This window comes from Pseudomonas moorei (assembly GCF_042846945.1).
GTDB classification, from domain to species: domain Bacteria; phylum Pseudomonadota; class Gammaproteobacteria; order Pseudomonadales; family Pseudomonadaceae; genus Aquipseudomonas; species Aquipseudomonas moorei.
In genome coordinates this window covers 3,410,643-3,426,781 of the sequence record NZ_AP035776.1, presented here as the reverse complement: position 1 = coordinate 3,426,781, position 16,139 = coordinate 3,410,643, and the positions used below count along the sequence as shown (strand labels likewise).

20 protein-coding genes and 1 pseudogene are annotated in these 16,139 nt (G+C 57.1%); 7 read left to right on the top strand and 14 right to left on the bottom strand.

Features of this window, described 5'->3' with window-relative positions:
* The 8 genes from ACGJAX_RS16055 to ACGJAX_RS16020 all read right to left on the bottom strand — a co-directional run bounded on the left by ACGJAX_RS16055 (nt 1) and on the right by ACGJAX_RS16020 (nt 7,629).
* Nucleotides 1-1,026 (bottom strand): nucleoside hydrolase, encoded by a 1,026-nt coding sequence (locus ACGJAX_RS16055; RefSeq protein ID WP_390955351.1) that lies wholly within the window; start codon nt 1,024-1,026, stop codon nt 1-3.
* A 43-nt stretch (nt 1,027-1,069) separates the two neighbouring features.
* Nucleotides 1,070-1,474, bottom strand: coding sequence for a D-ribose pyranase (rbsD, locus tag ACGJAX_RS16050; protein ID WP_090318822.1), 405 nt, complete (start codon nt 1,472-1,474; stop codon nt 1,070-1,072).
* Entirely contained in the window at nt 1,471-2,388 is a 918-nt protein-coding gene (gene rbsK, locus ACGJAX_RS16045) for a ribokinase (protein ID WP_390955350.1), read from the bottom strand. Before rbsK ends, rbsD begins: the two co-directional genes overlap by 4 nt.
* A gap of 24 nt (nt 2,389-2,412) precedes the next feature.
* The gene (locus ACGJAX_RS16040; protein WP_390955349.1) at nt 2,413-3,432 is read right to left on the bottom strand and encodes a substrate-binding domain-containing protein; all 1,020 of its coding nucleotides are present in this window, start codon (nt 3,430-3,432) and stop codon (nt 2,413-2,415) included.
* A gap of 3 nt (nt 3,433-3,435) precedes the next feature.
* Nucleotides 3,436-4,413 (bottom strand): ABC transporter permease, encoded by a 978-nt coding sequence (locus ACGJAX_RS16035; protein ID WP_090318813.1) that lies wholly within the window; start codon nt 4,411-4,413, stop codon nt 3,436-3,438.
* Entirely contained in the window at nt 4,410-5,963 is a 1,554-nt protein-coding gene (locus ACGJAX_RS16030) for an ATP-binding cassette domain-containing protein (RefSeq protein ID WP_390955348.1), read from the bottom strand. The genes ACGJAX_RS16035 and ACGJAX_RS16030 overlap by 4 nt, the downstream gene beginning before the upstream one ends.
* A gap of 55 nt (nt 5,964-6,018) precedes the next feature.
* Nucleotides 6,019-6,975, bottom strand: coding sequence for a sugar ABC transporter substrate-binding protein (locus tag ACGJAX_RS16025; RefSeq protein WP_247254218.1), 957 nt, complete (start codon nt 6,973-6,975; stop codon nt 6,019-6,021).
* Between the two features lie 195 nt (nt 6,976-7,170).
* Nucleotides 7,171-7,629 carry a hypothetical protein gene (locus ACGJAX_RS16020; RefSeq protein ID WP_390955347.1) on the bottom strand — a complete coding sequence of 153 codons (459 nt, stop codon included), beginning with the start codon at nt 7,627-7,629 and terminating at the stop codon, nt 7,171-7,173.
* 339 nt (nt 7,630-7,968) lie between these two features.
* On the opposite strand from ACGJAX_RS16020, the gene ACGJAX_RS16015 reads away from it, so the two are divergent.
* From ACGJAX_RS16015 to ACGJAX_RS16005, 3 genes are all read left to right on the top strand, one after another.
* Nucleotides 7,969-9,057 (top strand): asparaginase, encoded by a 1,089-nt coding sequence (locus tag ACGJAX_RS16015; RefSeq protein ID WP_090318801.1) that lies wholly within the window; start codon nt 7,969-7,971, stop codon nt 9,055-9,057.
* Nucleotides 9,058-9,240: 183 nt separating this feature from the next.
* Nucleotides 9,241-9,510, top strand: coding sequence for a DUF1654 domain-containing protein (locus tag ACGJAX_RS16010; RefSeq protein WP_052193599.1), 270 nt, complete (start codon nt 9,241-9,243; stop codon nt 9,508-9,510).
* A 4-nt stretch (nt 9,511-9,514) separates the two neighbouring features.
* Entirely contained in the window at nt 9,515-10,204 is a 690-nt protein-coding gene (locus ACGJAX_RS16005) for an endonuclease (protein WP_247254185.1), read from the top strand.
* A gap of 92 nt (nt 10,205-10,296) precedes the next feature.
* Here ACGJAX_RS16005 and ACGJAX_RS16000 read toward each other — a convergent pair whose 3' ends face one another.
* Nucleotides 10,297-10,662: an SPOR domain-containing protein gene (locus ACGJAX_RS16000; RefSeq protein WP_390959889.1), complete on the bottom strand. Its 366-nt coding sequence runs from the start codon at nt 10,660-10,662 to the stop codon at nt 10,297-10,299.
* Between the two features lie 251 nt (nt 10,663-10,913).
* Between ACGJAX_RS16000 and csrA the strand changes: the two genes are divergently transcribed.
* The gene (gene csrA, locus ACGJAX_RS15995; protein WP_007938114.1) at nt 10,914-11,108 is read left to right on the top strand and encodes a carbon storage regulator CsrA; all 195 of its coding nucleotides are present in this window, start codon (nt 10,914-10,916) and stop codon (nt 11,106-11,108) included.
* 67 nt (nt 11,109-11,175) lie between these two features.
* Here csrA and ACGJAX_RS15990 read toward each other — a convergent pair whose 3' ends face one another.
* On the bottom strand, nt 11,176-11,631 hold the full coding sequence (locus tag ACGJAX_RS15990; RefSeq protein ID WP_248914070.1) for a DUF2214 family protein: 456 nt from the start codon (nt 11,629-11,631) through the stop codon (nt 11,176-11,178).
* 228 nt (nt 11,632-11,859) lie between these two features.
* On the opposite strand from ACGJAX_RS15990, the gene ACGJAX_RS15985 reads away from it, so the two are divergent.
* Nucleotides 11,860-12,612 (top strand): carbonic anhydrase, encoded by a 753-nt coding sequence (locus ACGJAX_RS15985; RefSeq protein ID WP_390955346.1) that lies wholly within the window; start codon nt 11,860-11,862, stop codon nt 12,610-12,612.
* A gap of 58 nt (nt 12,613-12,670) precedes the next feature.
* On the opposite strand, the gene ACGJAX_RS15980 is transcribed toward ACGJAX_RS15985, so the two are convergent.
* Both ACGJAX_RS15980 and ACGJAX_RS15975 read right to left on the bottom strand, forming a co-directional pair.
* Complete coding sequence (locus ACGJAX_RS15980) at nt 12,671-12,874, bottom strand: hypothetical protein (RefSeq protein WP_090318785.1); 204 nt, start codon at nt 12,872-12,874, stop codon at nt 12,671-12,673.
* A gap of 898 nt (nt 12,875-13,772) precedes the next feature.
* Nucleotides 13,773-14,015 carry a hypothetical protein gene (locus tag ACGJAX_RS15975; protein WP_090318779.1) on the bottom strand — a complete coding sequence of 81 codons (243 nt, stop codon included), beginning with the start codon at nt 14,013-14,015 and terminating at the stop codon, nt 13,773-13,775.
* A 447-nt stretch (nt 14,016-14,462) separates the two neighbouring features.
* Between ACGJAX_RS15975 and ACGJAX_RS15970 the strand changes: the two genes are divergently transcribed.
* Nucleotides 14,463-14,672: a hypothetical protein gene (locus ACGJAX_RS15970; protein WP_390955345.1), complete on the top strand. Its 210-nt coding sequence runs from the start codon at nt 14,463-14,465 to the stop codon at nt 14,670-14,672.
* Nucleotides 14,673-14,713: 41 nt separating this feature from the next.
* On the opposite strand, the gene ACGJAX_RS15965 is transcribed toward ACGJAX_RS15970, so the two are convergent.
* Together ACGJAX_RS15965 and ACGJAX_RS15960 are read right to left on the bottom strand one after the other, a co-directional pair.
* The gene (locus ACGJAX_RS15965; RefSeq protein WP_390955344.1) at nt 14,714-15,061 is read right to left on the bottom strand and encodes a hypothetical protein; all 348 of its coding nucleotides are present in this window, start codon (nt 15,059-15,061) and stop codon (nt 14,714-14,716) included.
* 124 nt (nt 15,062-15,185) lie between these two features.
* Nucleotides 15,186-15,287: pseudogene (locus ACGJAX_RS15960) on the bottom strand (lysis protein); the annotation flags it as partial.
* Between the two features lie 324 nt (nt 15,288-15,611).
* Between ACGJAX_RS15960 and ACGJAX_RS15955 the strand changes: the two are divergent.
* Complete coding sequence (locus ACGJAX_RS15955; RefSeq protein ID WP_390955343.1) at nt 15,612-15,953, top strand: hypothetical protein; 342 nt, start codon at nt 15,612-15,614, stop codon at nt 15,951-15,953.
* Nucleotides 15,954-16,139: the final 186 nt, after the last annotated feature.

Genomic DNA, 16,139 nt, shown 5'->3' with positions numbered 1-16,139 from the left:
TCACTTCAGTCGGGCCAGGCGTTCGGTCAGCAGATCGAAGAAGCCCTGGGCGTCGCCGCTGTCCACCCAGAACGCATTCTTCGGTGCCCCGAGGCCGTCATGCCAGTCGACAATGGTTTGACCGAAGGTCGGCCCTTCCCGACTGTCGACCACAACGTTGACCCGGCGACCGCTGAACAACTGCGGCTTGAGCAGGTAGGCGATGACCGTGGCGTCATGCACCGGACCACCCGGAATGCCGTAGTGCTCCATATCGCCCTTGATGTATTCATTGAGAATATCGCCGACCAGCTTACTGGCATTGTTGTTCAGCGCCGCAATCTGCCGCAGGCGCGCCTCGCTGGTGAGGATCTTGTGGGTCACATCCAGGGGCAGGTAAGTCAGCCTCACGCCACTCTTGAGTACGACCTCGGCAGCGTGTGGATCGGCGAACAGGTTGAACTCCGCGACGGGTGTGATGTTGCCGCCATTGAAATGCGCACCGCCCATGATCACGACTTCCTTGATGCCCTGCACGATTTCAGGCTCCTGGATCAGCGCGAGCGCCAGGTTGGTCTGTGGCCCCAGCATGGCGATGGTGATGCTGTGGGGCCTGGCCGCCGTCAGAGTGCCGATCAGGAACTCGACTGCACCGTCCTCGGCCAAACCCTTCTTCGGCTCGTACACGGCGACACCCGACAGCCCTTCCTTGCCATGGACACCTTCGGCATAGATCGGAGTACGCATCAGCGGTTTCGGCGCCCCGGCATAGACCGGCACGTCCTCGCGCCCCGCCCACTCCCGCGCCAATCGTGCATTGCGTGACGTCTTGTCCAGGCGAACGTTGCCCGCGACCGTGGTCAACCCATGGATATTGAGTTCGTCCGGCGATGCCAGTGCAAACAGCAAGGCGACCACATCATCGGCACCGGGGTCGGTATCGATGATCAAGTCGATCTTTTCCGCCGCTTGAACGCTGGTCAGGGTAATCAGGGACAAAAGCAGACTCCGAAGCAAAAGGTGCAGTTTCCGGGCATGGCAATACATGGCGCACTCCTTGTGCAGGGCAGAAACCGTCAGGCAGAGCGTTTCAGAATGTCACTCCGGCGACCAGTACGACATTGCAGTAAGGCTGGCATTCACCGGTACGAACAATTGCCCGGGCTTGTCGGCTGAGGACCTTGAACTGTTCATGACTCAGTAGCTCACGCCGGCCCAGCGCGCCCTCGGCATTCAACTTATCCAGCGCGGCTAATGCCGACGGCTTTTTTTCCAGGATTTCCTGCGCCAACACGTGGCTTTCAACCTGCATTTCGCTGAGCACAACGTTCAAGGTGCTGACGAAATCTGGCACACCGTGGGTCAGGGCCAGGTCGATCAGTTCGACACCCGGTGGCACCGGCAAACCCGCATCGCCGATCACCACCAAATCGCCGTGGCCGAGTGAAGCAATCAGCCGCGACAGTGCGACGTTGAGCAAAGGAGTCTTTTTCATGGTGTTTTAAACGCCTGAACATCGGACAAGGTGGGAATCGAAGGTTGTGCGCCGGCGCGGGTGACCGACAGCGCCGCTGCGACCTGCCCGAAACGAATCGCATCTGCCTCACTTTTGCCGGAGGCCAGTGCGGCGGCGAATCCGCCGACGAAGGTATCGCCGGCCGCCGTGGTGTCCACTGCCTTCACGCTGGGCGCGGGGAAATGCTCGACGCGCTTGCCATCGGCGAATAGTGCCCCGTCAGCGCCAAGGGTGATAATTACCTTCCCGGCACCCATTTCGACCAGATGGTTGGCGGCTGCTTGCGCCGATTGCCGAGAGTCCACCGGCAAGCCACTCAGTGCCGACGCTTCGCTTTCGTTGGGAATCAGGTAATCGATGTTTGCGTACCAGTCCACTGGTAACGGGCGACTGGCCGGGGCTGGATTGAGGATCACGGTCTTGCCCAATGCGCGACCGCGCGCGAGTGCATGGCCGACGGAGGCATCCGGAACCTCCAACTGGCAAATGATGACGTCGGCGGCTTGCAGGACCGGATCAAAGCATCCGATCACCGCTGGCGTCAGCGCACCGTTGGCACCGGCGACAATCACGATCGCGTTTTGGCTATTGTCGTCGACCACGATCAATGCGACACCACTGGAACCGTCCACCACGCTGACCGCCTGACAATCGATCTGTTCGGCCAGCAACGCCTCGCGCAGCTCCTTGCCATACGCATCGCTGCCCACACAGCCAACCATCGACACCTGCGCGCCCAATCGCGCGGCGGCCACGGCCTGATTCGCACCCTTGCCGCCGGAGACCGTGGCAAAGGATTCGCCGATCAGCGTTTCACCGCCTCGCGGCAGCCGAGGCGCCCGGGTGACCAGGTCCATGTTCAGGCTGCCTACTACCACTACTTTTGCTGGCATACATCCCTACTCGTCATTTCCGTTTCAGCGATATTCCGCAAACACACCCGCCAGCGGCGCGGTCGATTCACGCATCACGATGCTGGGTGTCACGATCCGTTGTTCTGTGCTCAGTTGCGGTGTGACGATCCTTCTTAGCAACACTTCGGCCGCCATCTCGCCAAGCTGCAGGATCGACTGGCCGACAGTGGTCAGTGCCGGATAGACATAGCGGCTCATCTGGATGTCGTCGAAGCCGATCACCGACAGCTGTGTCGGTACACGAATGTTGCGCTCGGCGGCGGCTCGCAGCACGCCGATGCCAATCATGTCGTTGGCGGCGAAGATCGCACTGGGTGGATTGCGCTCCAGCAGGATCGCGGCAGCGTTGTACCCGCCGGTGCTGGTGAAGTCGCTTTCCAGCATGCGCTGGCGTGGCACTTCGAGCCCGGCGTCTTTCAGCGCGCGGCAAAACCCCGCCAGGCGCATCTGCGCCACACTGGTGGTCGCCGGCCCGCTGATGGTGGCGATGTCCCGATGGCCCAATTCCAGCAAGTGCCGGGTCGCCAGGTAGGCACCGTATTCGTGATCGATGCGCACCAGGTCCGCATCGACGCCTTCCAGCCCGCGGTCGACGATCACCATCGGCGTGCGCACACCGGCCAGCCCTTGCGCCAGACTCCGATCACCGCCAGCCGAGGCGACGATCAGCCCGTCGATGCGTTTTTCCAGGAGTACACGCAGGTAGCTGCGCTGTTTGTCCGGGTTATCGTCGGAGTTGCACAGAATCACGCAGTAGCCATTGCGCTCACAGTAGTCCTCGATGCCCCGCGCCAGTTCCGCAAAGTACGGGTTGAGGCTGTTGGGCACCAGCAAGCCGATGGTCGCGGTGGTTTTGGCCTTGAGGGAGCGGGCCACCGCACTGGGTACGTAGTCGAGGGTCTTGATGGCAGCTTCGACTTTGACCCGAACTTCTTCACTAACCGGCCGGGTTTTGTTCACCACATGGGAAACCGTGGTGTAGGAAATTCCGGCGAGCGCTGCCACATCCTTGATCGTTGCCATGATTCAAGCCCGCCGACTTGCGCGCTGACTGCGGTAGGTATCGAGCACCACCGCCACCACGATCACCGCGCCGGTAATGATGCGTTTGGTCGGTTCGGTCGCGCCGATCTGCGCCAGGCCGGCCGCCAGTACGGAGATGATCAATACACCAAAAAACGTGCTGATCACCGAACCACGCCCCCCCATCAGGCTGGTGCCGCCGATGACCACGGCAGCGATCACCTGCAGCTCAAGACCGGAACCGGCATTCGGATCCGCCGCTTCCAGGCGCGAAATCTGGAACAACGCCGCGATACCGGCCAACAGTCCCATCAGACTGAATACCAGGATTTTGTAGGGTTTCGGATTGATCCCCGCCAGACGCACCGCCTCTTCGTTGGTGCCGATACCGATCAGGTAGCGACCGAATACCGTACGGGTCAACACGGCCTGGGCGATGAAAATAATCAGCAAGGCAATGATGAAGGACGGCGAAATACCGAAGGCGATCGGGTTCGACAACCAGGCGAATGCGTCACCGATATAGGCCGTGCGCGAACCGGTCATCTGGTACGCCACACCGCGCGCCATCTCCAGCACGCCGAGGGACACGATGAACGACGGAATCCGCCACGCCACGGTGATCGAACCGGTGATGGTGCCCGCCAGCGCCGCCGTCGCCATGCCGAGCAAGGCCGCAGGCATGACACTCCAGCCCCAGCCCAGAATCGCCACGCTGACGGTTGAAGCGGCCAGTGCCAGCACCGAGCCTACCGACAGGTCGATGCCACCAATAATCAACACAAACGTCATGCCGACCGCGAGGACCATCAAGTCCGGAATCTGATTGGCCAGCGTGCTGAACGTGTCGTAGGACAGGAAGTGGCTGCTCAAGAGCGAGAACAGAACCACCATCGCCAACAAGGCACCGGCCAGGCCCAGATAGGTGCCGAGGCCGTAAAAATTGCCACTGCGCTTGCCAGCGGAAGATGCGGTATTCATGGAAGATCCCTAGGCGCTGCTTCGTTGAGCAGCGCATCACGTTTTTGGTAGCCGGCGAAAGCGGCGGCAAGCAACTCATCCTGGGTCCAGCTATCGCGCTCGAACGTGTCGATCAGACGCCCAGCCGAGAGCACACCGATGCGATCACAGATGAGCATCAATTCGCGCAGGTCACTGGACACCACCACCAGCGCCTTGCCCTGGCGCGTCAACTCGCCGAGCAAGGCGTAGATGTCGAACTTGGCGCCGACATCGATACCACGGGTGGGCTCGTCGAACAGCAACACCGAGCATTCGCGCTCCAGCCAACGGCCAATCACGACTTTCTGCTGGTTGCCGCCGGACAGTTCGGACACCCGCTGTGCCGGGCCGGAACTGCGAATGCGCATGGCGTCGATTTGCCGCTGGGCCAGGGAAGCCTCATCGCCATTGTTGACGAAGCCGCCGCTGGAAATGCGCGGCATGTTGCCCAGCGCAATGTTGGCGCCGATCGATTGCGTCAACAGCAGACCCTCGCCCTTGCGATCCTCGGTGATCAGCGCGATGCCGTGACTGACTGCATCCACCGGCGAACGAATGCTCACCACCTGCGCTGGTGAACCCAACGCAACGGTGCCGCTGTCGGCGATATCGGCACCGAAGATCAACCGCAGCAATTCAGTGCGCCCAGCTCCGATCAGGCCGGAGATGCCGTAGATCTCACCGGCGCGCACTTCAAAGGACACGTCGCGAACCTTGTCGGAGCGGCTCAGCCCTTTGACCGTCAACGCTGGAGCACCAATGGTGCGCGGCCCCATGTCGATGTGCTCGCCGAGTTCACGACCGACCATCAGCGTGACCAACTGCTCGCTGTTGTAATTGGCCATCGGTTCGACGCACACCAGGTTGCCGTCGCGCAGTACCGCAATACGCTGCGCGACCCGGGCCAACTCTTCGAGGCGATGGGAGATGTAGATGATCGATACACCGCGAGCCTGCAGGCGGGTGATCTGCTCGAACAACATTTCGACTTCTCGCGCCGTGAGCATCGCGGTGGGTTCGTCGAGGATCAGAACATGGCAATCGCCGATCAGGTTGCGGGCGATTTCGACCATTTGTTGATGACCGATACCCAGCTCGCCGACCAGGGTATCCGGGTCGATCGCGTCGAGCCCGACCTGGGCCATGGCTTCGAGCGCCGCCTGGCGCAGCTGCTTGCGGCTGATCCAGCCGCCGTTGCTGGGCAAGTTGTCGAGAAACAGGTTTTCCGCCACCGACAGCGTCGGCAACAGATTGAGCTCCTGCATGACCATGCGGATGCCCAGCTCTTCAGCCTGGGTGCGGCTGCCGGGACGATATTCCTGCCCCTGAAATTGCATGTGGCCGGTGGTCGGCGCGACCAGACCGCCAATGATCTTCGACAGCGTACTTTTGCCAGCGCCATTCTCGCCGGTCAGTGCCAGCACTTCACCGCGCATGAGCGTCAGGTTGATGCCGGTCAGGACCGGTTGGGCGTAGGTCTTGCCGATGCCGCTGACCGAGAGGACAGCGTTCGGGTCGCGAACGGACATAAAAACTCTCCATGCGCTCGCCCGGACGGGCGAGCGCCAGTGTGTCGCCGAAGGACTACTTGGTAACCAGCTCTACCGGGGTCTCGATCACGCCGTTGGCGCCGCTGTCGACTTTTTCACCCTTGATGATTTTCAGCGCGGTCTCGATGCCGAACACGGCCTGCTTGGCCGCAAACTGGTCGGCGGTGGCCAGGACCCGGCCGTCCTTGAGCATCGGTTTGATCGCATTGATATTGTCGTAGCCGACCACTTGCACCTTGCCGGCCTTGCCTGCGGCGCGCACGGCAGACACCACGCCGACGGCCATGCTGTCGTTGCCCGCCAGCAGGGCTTTCACTTGCGGGTACTCGCTGAGAATCGAGGCGGCGACTTTATTGCCCTTGTCGATTTCCCAGTCACCGGACTGTACCGACACGACCTTGATCTGCGCCGCTTCCATCGCATCCTTGAAGCCTGCCGTACGGGCCTGGGCGTTGGTGGTGGTGGACACGCCTTCGATGATGCCGACCTCATCACCGGCCTTGAGCTGCCTGGCCAGGTATTCACCGACCAGACGCGCCCCTTTGCGGTTGTCCGGGCCTACGAATGGAACGTTGATATTCTTGCTTTTGACCACAGCGGGATCGAGCTGATTGTCGATGTTGACCACGGTGATGCCCGCGTCAACGGCCTTCTTGATCACGGGCACCATGGCTTTGGAGTCAGCTGGCGCGATGACCAGTGCATTGACCTTGGCCAGGATCATTTGCTCGACGATACGCGTCTGGCCCGCCGTATCCGTTTCATCCTTGATGCCATTGGAAATCAGCTCGAATTCGCCGGAGTGCTCTTTCTGATAGGCTTTGGCGCCGTCTTCCATGGTCAGGAAGAATTCGTTGGCCAGGGATTTCATGACCAGCGCGACTTTCGGTTTTGCAGGCGTCTCGGCGAAAGCCGAAGAAACAGGCAGCGCGGCGGATGCGGCAGCCAGCATGGCGACAGCGAGAAGGCGTCCAGCGAATGGCAGCTTCATGGGTTCACTCCGATCTTATGATTATTGTGTGAGCAACGCGTGCGCTGGCATTAATTCGGGGCATTCACGATGGAATTATCCCATCAGAAACGCCGCGCAAACGTTTGCGTAGATCGAACTATGCGAATCCTGCCGACATTTGTCAACGAGCAGAAAGCCGTTCCGACTGTAACAATGTGAAAGCCGGCGTTCACCTTACGCCGTCGTATTGACCACGGATCCCGTGCCGGATCCCTTGGTCATTTCCTTGATCAGACTGGCACTGGTTTTCAGGATGGCGCCGTTCGTGTCCGCGATCTGCCCCTGAATGGCCGACACAGCGGTGATCTTGGCTTCCGGCGTGGAATAGCTCGCAGCCTGAGCCGCAGCCAGTTGCTGTTGCTGCTCGCGCAATTGTTGCTGCAGCTCTTTGAGACGCTTGAGCAAGACTTTCACAGCGATACTGGTGTTGTCGCCGGCTTGCGATTCTTGAGCGTCGGCGCTTTTGTCCAAACCAACAGGACCGGTCTTGACTGACTTATCGTCCCCCTCCTTCGCGCCCAGCGCTTGAGCAGCGGCATCGGCCGTTGCATCGCTCAGTTCACGAATCGTCTTGGCTGACTTTCCACCAATGGTGATGCCCGCTGCGTTTGGAAGACCTACTGATAAAGACATGTGAACTCCTGAGAAAAAACATCCATTGAAGAAGCATCGACCTCAAAGCGAGTTTCTTTAGCAATGATTCACATCTGTACAACAGGAAGAATTCAACAGTACTTTTCGGAGAGCCGAACATGAAAACCGCAAAAAATCGGAAAACCGGACATGCAACGGCCATCGCGCGCCAAGAACCCGTTTAAATCAATAAACAAATCAGTCAGTTAAGCGTTTTTTCCCATTCAAAGTGTGACTGGTACAGATCCTGCTCTTACCCAGCACCCCAGGCGTTCAGATTCGCGTGGGGCGCATCTAGATGAACTTGCATCTGCACCGTCACCACTAGAGAGAAAAATAATGACATCTGCTTTCAAGACCTTTGTTCCGGGCGCCTTGGCCCTCCTTCTGCTTTTGCCGACCGCCCTTCAGGCAAAGGAAGCTGAAACTCAACAAAAACTGGCGAACGTGGTCATTCTGGCCACCGGCGGCACGATTGCCGGCGCGGGTGCCAGCGCCGCCAACAGTGCAACCTACCAAGCGGCAAAAGTCGGTATCGACAAACTGATCGCCGGCGTACCCGAACTGAGTCAAGTGGCCAACGTGCGCGGCGAGCAGGTCATGCAAATCGCCTCCGAGAGCATCACCAACGACAACCTGCTGCAACTGGGCCGCCGCGTGGCCGAACTGGCTGACAGCAACGACGTCGATGGCATCGTTATCACCCACGGCACCGATACCCTGGAAGAAACCGCCTACTTCCTGAACCTGGTGGAAAAAACCGATAAACCGATCATCGTCGTCGGTTCCATGCGCCCTGGTACCGCGATGTCCGCCGACGGCATGCTGAACCTGTACAACGCCGTGGCCGTGGCCAGCAGCAAAGAGGCACGGGGCAAAGGCGTGCTGGTGACCATGAACGATGAAATCCAGTCGGGTCGCGATGTCAGCAAAATGATCAACATCAAGACCGAGGCGTTCAAAAGCCCATGGGGCCCGCTCGGCATGGTGGTGGAAGGCAAATCCTATTGGTTCCGTCTGCCAGCCAAACGCCACACCATGGACTCGGAATTCGACATCAAGACCATCAAGAGCTTGCCTGATGTTGAAATCGCCTATTCCTACGGCAACGTCAGCGACACCGCCTACAAGGCACTGGCACAATCAGGCGCCAAAGCCATCATCCACGCCGGCACCGGCAATGGCTCGGTCTCTTCGCGTGTGGTTCCAGCCCTGCAGGCCCTGCGCAAGGACGGCGTACAGATCATTCGCTCGTCCCACGTCAACGCTGGTGGTTTCGTCTTGCGTAACGCCGAACAGCCTGACGACAAGTACGACTGGGTCGTGGCCCATGACCTGAACCCGCAAAAAGCCCGCATCCTGGCCATGGTCGCCCTGACCAAGACCAATGACAGCAAAGAGCTGCAACGGATGTTCTGGGAATATTGATTCGCCCCTCGCCCGACCGGTTCCGGTCGGGCACTGCTTCACCACTCGTCGATGGCTGGCGAGTGGCGCATACCCCGCCTGACAAAAAAACGCCCACTACCCTACGCCAAACGGAAAAAACTGCTGTCAGAGGATTTTCTTGAATTTTAAGCAGTTGCGAAAAAGTTTACAGTTAAATACTGTATGCACGTACAGCTTAATAAGGATAATTCTGTGGACACCACCTCCGCCTCACATGACGCCTATGTACGCATGGGTCTGCGCGTTCAGAAAATCATCAACTCCCCGACCGCTCAAAAAGCCAAGGCCGCCCTGATCTTCCGTCTTCCCGATGAGCCGGTGGATGAGTGGGAACGCTTGCTTGAAGAAATCGACGAGAACGACAACGTGACCCTCGCCTATCGCGACGATGGCGGCGTGCAGATTTTTTGGGTTGTGCCGAAGGAAGACTGAGTCAATGAGTGTCCGCTGTTTTGCTTTGTTGTTGCTGCTGTTCGCCATGGGAGTCCAGGCTGACGCGCCGCGAACCTTCAACGAAGCCAAGAAAGTTGCCTGGAAGCTATACGCCCCACAATCCACCGAGTTTTATTGCGGCTGCAAGTACACCGGTAACCGGGTGAATCTTTCGGCCTGCGGTTATGTGCCGCGCAAAAATGCCAAACGCGCGGCGCGCATCGAATGGGAACACATTGTTCCAGCCTGGCAAATCGGCCACCAGCGCCAATGCTGGCAAGAGGGAGGCCGCAAGAACTGCACGCGCTACGACCCAACCTATCAGAAAGCCGAAGCGGATCTGCACAACCTGGTGCCGAGTATCGGTGAGGTGAATGGCGATCGCAGCAACTTCAGCTTCGGCTGGTTGCCGGAACAGCCCGGACAATATGGTTCTTGCCTGACCCAAATCGACTTCAAGGCAAAGAAGGTCATGCCGCGCCCTTCCATTCGCGGCATGATCGCCCGGACTTATTTCTACATGAGCAAACAGTACGGCTTGCGCTTGTCGAAGCAGGATCGGCAACTGTTCGAAGCCTGGGACAAAACCTATCCGGTTCAGGCCTGGGAACGTCAGCGTAACCAGAGCGTGGCGTGCGTGATGGGGCGCGGCAATGAGTTTGTCGGCCCGGTAGACATGAAAGCCTGCGGTTAACCGTTTTCCAAAAAGCACAAAGGCCTCGGGTTGACCACCCGAGGCCTTTTTTGTTTGCCAACCGCTGGCCCTGTTGCAGCCTCAACAGCCAGTTACTGAGCGGTGGGACGCTCGATGACCAGCACGTCAACATTCTGTTGCTTCGCACGGACGATGGCCGCGACCACCTCAGCCCGCTTTGCCTCGGCTTCGGCTTGCGAACCATAAGGGCCCATCAAAATGCGAACCTTGCCGTTTTCCTTGACGACACTGGACATGAAATTGTGCTCGATCAGCCAGCCACTGAGGTCGCTGACGGCTTGGGGTGTTTCACCGCGAACCTCAAGATCCCATTGCGGGCCGGATGCTTGCGCAGGAGCTGCAACCGTTGCCGGCGCAGGCTTTGGCGCATCAACATTCTTGCCCTCACCGCATCCCGCCAGCGCCAGTACCGCCATAACCAAGACCATTTTGCGCACAGCGTTTCCCTCTGAAGGCTTAAAAGCCGGAATTTTAACATTCATGAATACTTCTCGAGTGCCGCAAAATGGCCTTAAAACAACGAGAATGATGGATGCGGCCTCTGTATAGTTACGTCTTGGGAATTAATGCTGCATCTGCACGTCAGAAAGAGGCACCCAAACTGTGAGACTTCGCACTAATCTATACATACCACCGACCTCTGCACTGTACGAATCAGGTGCCCCACGAAGCAATCAAGGAGAAGACCATGCTGATACTCACCCGCAAAGTCGGTGAAAGCATAAACATTGGTGATGACATTACGATCACCATCCTGGGCGTAAGCGGCCAGCAAGTCAGGATTGGCATCAACGCCCCGAAAGACGTTGCGGTGCACCGCGAAGAAATCTACCAGCGCATTCAGGCCGGCCTGACGGCTCCGGACAAACCGCAAACCCCCTGAATCCAGCGCAGTCAGTAGCCAGCCCGTTCGCCACGGAACGACGGCTGGCTAAAGATTCAGGCGTCACTCAAGCAAATGTCACTCCCCGCGCCATGCCCGTGGCCGCCACGACCATCAGCAATACCAGCAGCGCCTCGATGTGACTGACCCTCGCAAACAATTTTGCACGCCCGATTTCTATAGTGGCGCCGCGTGCGAGTGCGATCCGCCATTTGATCAGCGTGACCAGCGGCGCAATTTCCAGCAGCAGGATAATCACGAACAACGCCATCTTCAGATGGAACAACGGCTGGTGCAGATAGTAATCCGTGCCCTTCTCGTAGCCGCCGAAGGCCCGCATCCCGCCGGTCACCAGCAGAATCAACGCCGAAATCCCCCAGAGATTATCGGCAAGCAATACGCTGCGCGCCTCCCCTCCATCGGCCGTCAGGCGCCGAAACGCCGTGCCACGGGCCAGAACCGCCCAAAACGCCAGCACAACAGCCAGTAGGTGAACCGCTGCAAGGATCCAATGAATCAGCATTGAGTAACTCCTGTCACGACCAAGTGGAAACAACCTGACAGTAGTAGCCCATGTATCAATGAAGCGCACCGCCTCGCAAACCGTCGATATTCGAGTCAGCCCTTGGAGACGACAGAGCGTGGTGCCCCAGACCGACTAAACTCCAAGACGCTGGTCACTTGCAGGCTCCTGCAGCCACCACCCCCAACAGCAGTCATCCCCAACGTGTTCACCTGAGTACACAACATCATGTGTGAATCATGTGATTCAAACGCTGCTCCACCAATAAATGATCGTCGTCGGTTTCTTCGGCTTGCCGGACTGGGAGCAGGCGCGCTGCTGCTCGCCGGCGCGATGCCCACCAGAATCATCCAGGCAGCCGAAAAAACATCCACCTCTCCAAAACCACAAAATGCAATCAACCCTGACGAGGCGCTGCAAAGACTGATCGAAGGAAATGAACGGTACGTGAGTGGTCATTCAAAGACCCATAACTTCATGGACGAGCGCGAAGCACTGGTTTCCGGCCAGAATCCCTTCGTGGCAGTGCTGAGTTGCTCTGACTCGCGCATCGCACCCGAATACGCATTTGATACCGCGCGGGGCGATCTTTTCGCCATACGCGTTGCCGGCAACTTCGTTACCGACGAAGGGCTGGCGAGTATTGAATATGGCGTCGCTGTGCTTGGCGCGCCGCTGATACTCGTATTGGGACACGAAAGTTGCGGCGCCATTGAAGCAGGCATAAAAGCCGTCAAAGATCACACCGTATTTCCGGGGCATATTCCGAAATTGACTGACGCACTCAAGTCATCTGTCGAAACCGTCCTCAAACAACCTGGAGATCTGGTGGAAAATGCGACGGTGCAAAATGTCAAAAACTCGGTCGAACGCCTCAAGAAGGCCACGCCCCTGCTGACGGATGCGCTGAGCAAAGGCAACTTGAAAATAGTGGGCGGCATCTATCGCCTGGCGACCGGAAAAGTCGAGCTGATAGCCTGAAAGGCCATGGATGACAGGCCGCAGAAAACACAAGCCCAGCGCGATGGCTGGGCTGTGTTTACTTTCTGTTTTCCATCATTTTGTCGGCGAGCGCCTTGGCCCTTTCGATCAACATATTCTGCCTGTCTTCGTGAGTGGCGCCAGTGGTGCCGCCTACGACCGGTGCCGTCAGGTGACTTTCCGCAATCAGGGCAGCGCAGAAGTATTGATCCCAGACGAATTTGTCGTCGGATGCCTGTTTGTTTGCTGGATCGGAGATCATGGGAGACGCCTCGTGATGAGGTAGCACAGCTAATTCTACGCCTGAATCGCGGCGTTAGAGGATCCACCTCAGAAGAACGTGAGAGGCAATCCAAGAGGATGCCTGAACCACCGTCCATTGAAGCAAGAGGCAAATGGACACGTAGGCCGCAAAAAACCGGATCATCGCTCGCTGCCCCATCAACTTCCCCTCCCGCTTAATTTCGTGAAACAAACGTTTGGTGGCCTGTTCTGGTTGGATGCAATTCAACGATCACAGTTCAATGTGGCTGGAACTGATTTTCATTCGGCCTCACCCCCCTGCCCAACGCACGGAGACCAGCCTGCGGGAACTACTGACTTTAACTTGAAAAAACGGTCTTGTAAGGTATCGCCCTAGAGACAGAGGATGGCCGGAGGTTTACATTCGCTCACCGGCACGGACGCATATTCCAACAACTCACGTCCAGGGCAACCGAGTATGGTGCGCTATCTAGTCTTTATCGCCATCGCAATCATCATTGCGACCCTTGGTGTATCGCTGTATGGCTGGTATCGCCATTTACGCGACGACGATGACATCTACTAGCTTTTGCAGTATTTGTTAGCACGCTACTTACGCCCTAAAAAACTATGGATCCAACTTTCGTCGTACTGCGAAACTAAAAAGCAGTCTGTAAGAACCAATGACTTGGCGTTTTACATGATTAGTTCCCCCTACCGCTCAAACGAAATTTTGTTCTGCGCTAACTTTCTCCTGAGCCTAAGACGACGAAGCCCCGACAGATTGCTCTGGCGAGGCCTCCGCTTCAAGAATCTGCCCGGCAGGAACAAACGCGCTTCATTGATCAGGTCACTCCCAAAAGCAGCGCATTGTAGCCGTCAGGTCCCTGGAAAAGCAGAAGGTAGGTCAGCTCAGATCAGTCGTCCCTATCCTCACGATCGCGATAACGCTCATATCGCTGATCATCGTCACGCCGATCATACCGGCGGTCATGCCCTCGATCATCGTCATAGCCACGATTGTAACCCCGGTCGTATCCACGATCATGACCTCGATCACGATCCCGGCCGTACCTCTCTCCGTCATCCCAGTGAGGCCCGCAGCCTCCTAGCAGAAGAGAGCCCGAAATGGCCATGAACATCATTACTGCGCGCTTCATTTGAACGTCCTGGAAACAAAGGTCAGCGCTATGACCGTAAGGCGGCTGAATGATTCATTGGTGAGATACAGCAAGCCAAAAAACCTAATCTCCAGCCCTTCCCTCCAGGGAATTATGCAAATCGCAGACAACAAAAAAGGGCCCACCTTTCGGTGAGCCCTTCTAGACCGCCCAGCAGAGCGGATTTTGTTTGGTAGGCGCGATTGGACTCGAACCAACGACCCCCACCATGTCAAGGTGACCCCGAAACCGACGCAAGCAATTGATTCACAAAGGAAAACAGGTGTTTTTCAGGAGGTACAAAACCCTCACTTTACCCTATAAGAATCAATAACTTAGCGTTGTATATTCCTACAGTGGTCCCCCTCCCGCGTCCTGCCGATCAGTGCTCTACCTCCGCCCAGCTACCCCCTTCTGCTACGCTGAAAACTCCACGGAGGAATCGCGATGCCAAACTCAGACCTGCTCCCTTCCCTACTCTTCAAATTGAACGAAAACCAACTCGCCCTAGAAGCAGCCATCATGGAGCTTTCGAACTGGGTCGAGCAGCGTGGCGCGGCTGACATTGCCGACAACGTGCGTGGAGCCTTGGTCGCGATCGATCGAAATGAGGAATTCATCAAGATGACACTTGCGGTGCTGATGACGCCGGAGTGACTGCCCCTCTGATAATTTCAGAGGAGCGGTCTGCGATTCCGTTACTTTTTATACTGAACGTAGATTTTCTTGTTCAATGGACTTTTCCCGATTTCGTAGTCTGGAGACCATGTTGCGATGTTGTGAGCTGCGATCGCAGCACCTGCACCAGCAGCGATTAAAGTTCCCCACCCTGTCCAAGCGGCCGCGCCCATAGCAGCAACCCTGCCAATGGTATAGACCCTAACCTTCATGCCCTCGGTCTCTATCATTTTCTCCAGTGTTTCGTGGGTTCGCACAAATAGAGTGCCGGAATCTTCACAGTCAAGAATGAACGACTCCTTGTTTTTTACCTTCACTCGAATTTCTTCGTTCGAAATATCCTTGATTTTGTAAACACCAAGATCCATGCGGTCTCTCTCATAAAATGAAGTTGTTCAATATCCATCGGCGACAATGCTCATTACTTTAGGTGGTTGATTATCCGAAGATCAGTCAGACGCTCAGTCACCATTTTTGAGCACCACGCCAAAATCAGCGAGCTACCTCAAGCACATATGCCTGGCGCGCCTGCAGCGCAATTAGTCCTCGGTCGCCGGTGTCGGTGATTCCGATAATTCGTTGAGCATGTGCTGGGGCAAAGTCGCGAGTGTTGCTGACACTGATTTGCAACGGCTGCATTCGTGGCGTCGAAGCCTGGGATGCCGCATAGAAATCGCCAAAGGCCTTTATAATCAAGGCCTTGAGCTATTAATCAGACACGAAAACAAGCACTTTTTGCGACTCTTTAGAACCCAATAAACATTGGTCCAAACGGTTGCGTTTTGGGGAAGAATTCCCTCGTTGCAAATCCCGCCGCCGGTGTTCTGCCACCCGAAAACCACTCCCCGTCGCCCCACCCTCGCGGAAATGCCGCGCCTCGATTACTGTATATAAAAACAGTATTGATAAGGCCTTGCCGTGGACCGCTACGAAATCGAAGACACCAGCGAATGGCTTGGCAGCCCAACACGCCTTGAAACCGTCAAGCACTACGCGAGCATGCTCGAGGAAGACATCCAGGACCTGAAGCGTCAGTTGCATGCGGCCAAGGAAAGTATCGTCACCCTTGTTCAAATGAACGACCAGCTATCGGCCGAGCTACAGAAAAAGCGCACCTGGCTGGCAAATCTGGAAGCGGAAACGACCGAGCAATTGAGTGAGCTCAGTAGCCTGCGACTGGTCCAATCCCAAAATGAAACGCTGCGCCGACAGTTGCAGGCCGCGCTGGGCAATCGCGGCCCGGAAAAACCAGAAAGCTAGCGCCAGTCCATGCTGTCGCCTGCGATTTTTTCAGTTAGAATTCCGCCACCACACATCCTAGAAAGGCACTGAAAAACATCTTTCATGGGGTTGGTACGATTATCACTCCAGCCAAGGAGCTGGCTTCGATGGTTTACTGTGTTAATCAGGGCTACTTTGCACTTAACATTTGGTGCTTAGGCCAGC

Coding starts and splice junctions, on each gene's coding strand:
- ACGJAX_RS16055 (WP_390955351.1), bottom strand. CDS start 1,026: ATGTATTGCCATGCCCGGAAACTGCACCTTTTGCTTCGGAGTCTGCTT.
- rbsD (WP_090318822.1), bottom strand. CDS start 1,474: ATGAAAAAGACTCCTTTGCTCAACGTCGCACTGTCGCGGCTGATTGCT.
- rbsK (WP_390955350.1), bottom strand. CDS start 2,388: ATGCCAGCAAAAGTAGTGGTAGTAGGCAGCCTGAACATGGACCTGGTC.
- ACGJAX_RS16040 (WP_390955349.1), bottom strand. CDS start 3,432: ATGGCAACGATCAAGGATGTGGCAGCGCTCGCCGGAATTTCCTACACC.
- ACGJAX_RS16035 (WP_090318813.1), bottom strand. CDS start 4,413: ATGAATACCGCATCTTCCGCTGGCAAGCGCAGTGGCAATTTTTACGGC.
- ACGJAX_RS16030 (WP_390955348.1), bottom strand. CDS start 5,963: ATGTCCGTTCGCGACCCGAACGCTGTCCTCTCGGTCAGCGGCATCGGC.
- ACGJAX_RS16025 (WP_247254218.1), bottom strand. CDS start 6,975: ATGAAGCTGCCATTCGCTGGACGCCTTCTCGCTGTCGCCATGCTGGCT.
- ACGJAX_RS16020 (WP_390955347.1), bottom strand. CDS start 7,629: ATGTCTTTATCAGTAGGTCTTCCAAACGCAGCGGGCATCACCATTGGT.
- ACGJAX_RS16015 (WP_090318801.1), top strand. CDS start 7,969: ATGACATCTGCTTTCAAGACCTTTGTTCCGGGCGCCTTGGCCCTCCTT.
- ACGJAX_RS16010 (WP_052193599.1), top strand. CDS start 9,241: ATGCACGTACAGCTTAATAAGGATAATTCTGTGGACACCACCTCCGCC.
- ACGJAX_RS16005 (WP_247254185.1), top strand. CDS start 9,515: ATGAGTGTCCGCTGTTTTGCTTTGTTGTTGCTGCTGTTCGCCATGGGA.
- csrA (WP_007938114.1), top strand. CDS start 10,914: ATGCTGATACTCACCCGCAAAGTCGGTGAAAGCATAAACATTGGTGAT.
- ACGJAX_RS15990 (WP_248914070.1), bottom strand. CDS start 11,631: ATGCTGATTCATTGGATCCTTGCAGCGGTTCACCTACTGGCTGTTGTG.
- ACGJAX_RS15985 (WP_390955346.1), top strand. CDS start 11,860: ATGTGTGAATCATGTGATTCAAACGCTGCTCCACCAATAAATGATCGT.
- ACGJAX_RS15980 (WP_090318785.1), bottom strand. CDS start 12,874: ATGATCTCCGATCCAGCAAACAAACAGGCATCCGACGACAAATTCGTC.
- ACGJAX_RS15975 (WP_090318779.1), bottom strand. CDS start 14,015: ATGAAGCGCGCAGTAATGATGTTCATGGCCATTTCGGGCTCTCTTCTG.
- ACGJAX_RS15970 (WP_390955345.1), top strand. CDS start 14,463: ATGCCAAACTCAGACCTGCTCCCTTCCCTACTCTTCAAATTGAACGAA.
- ACGJAX_RS15965 (WP_390955344.1), bottom strand. CDS start 15,061: ATGGATCTTGGTGTTTACAAAATCAAGGATATTTCGAACGAAGAAATT.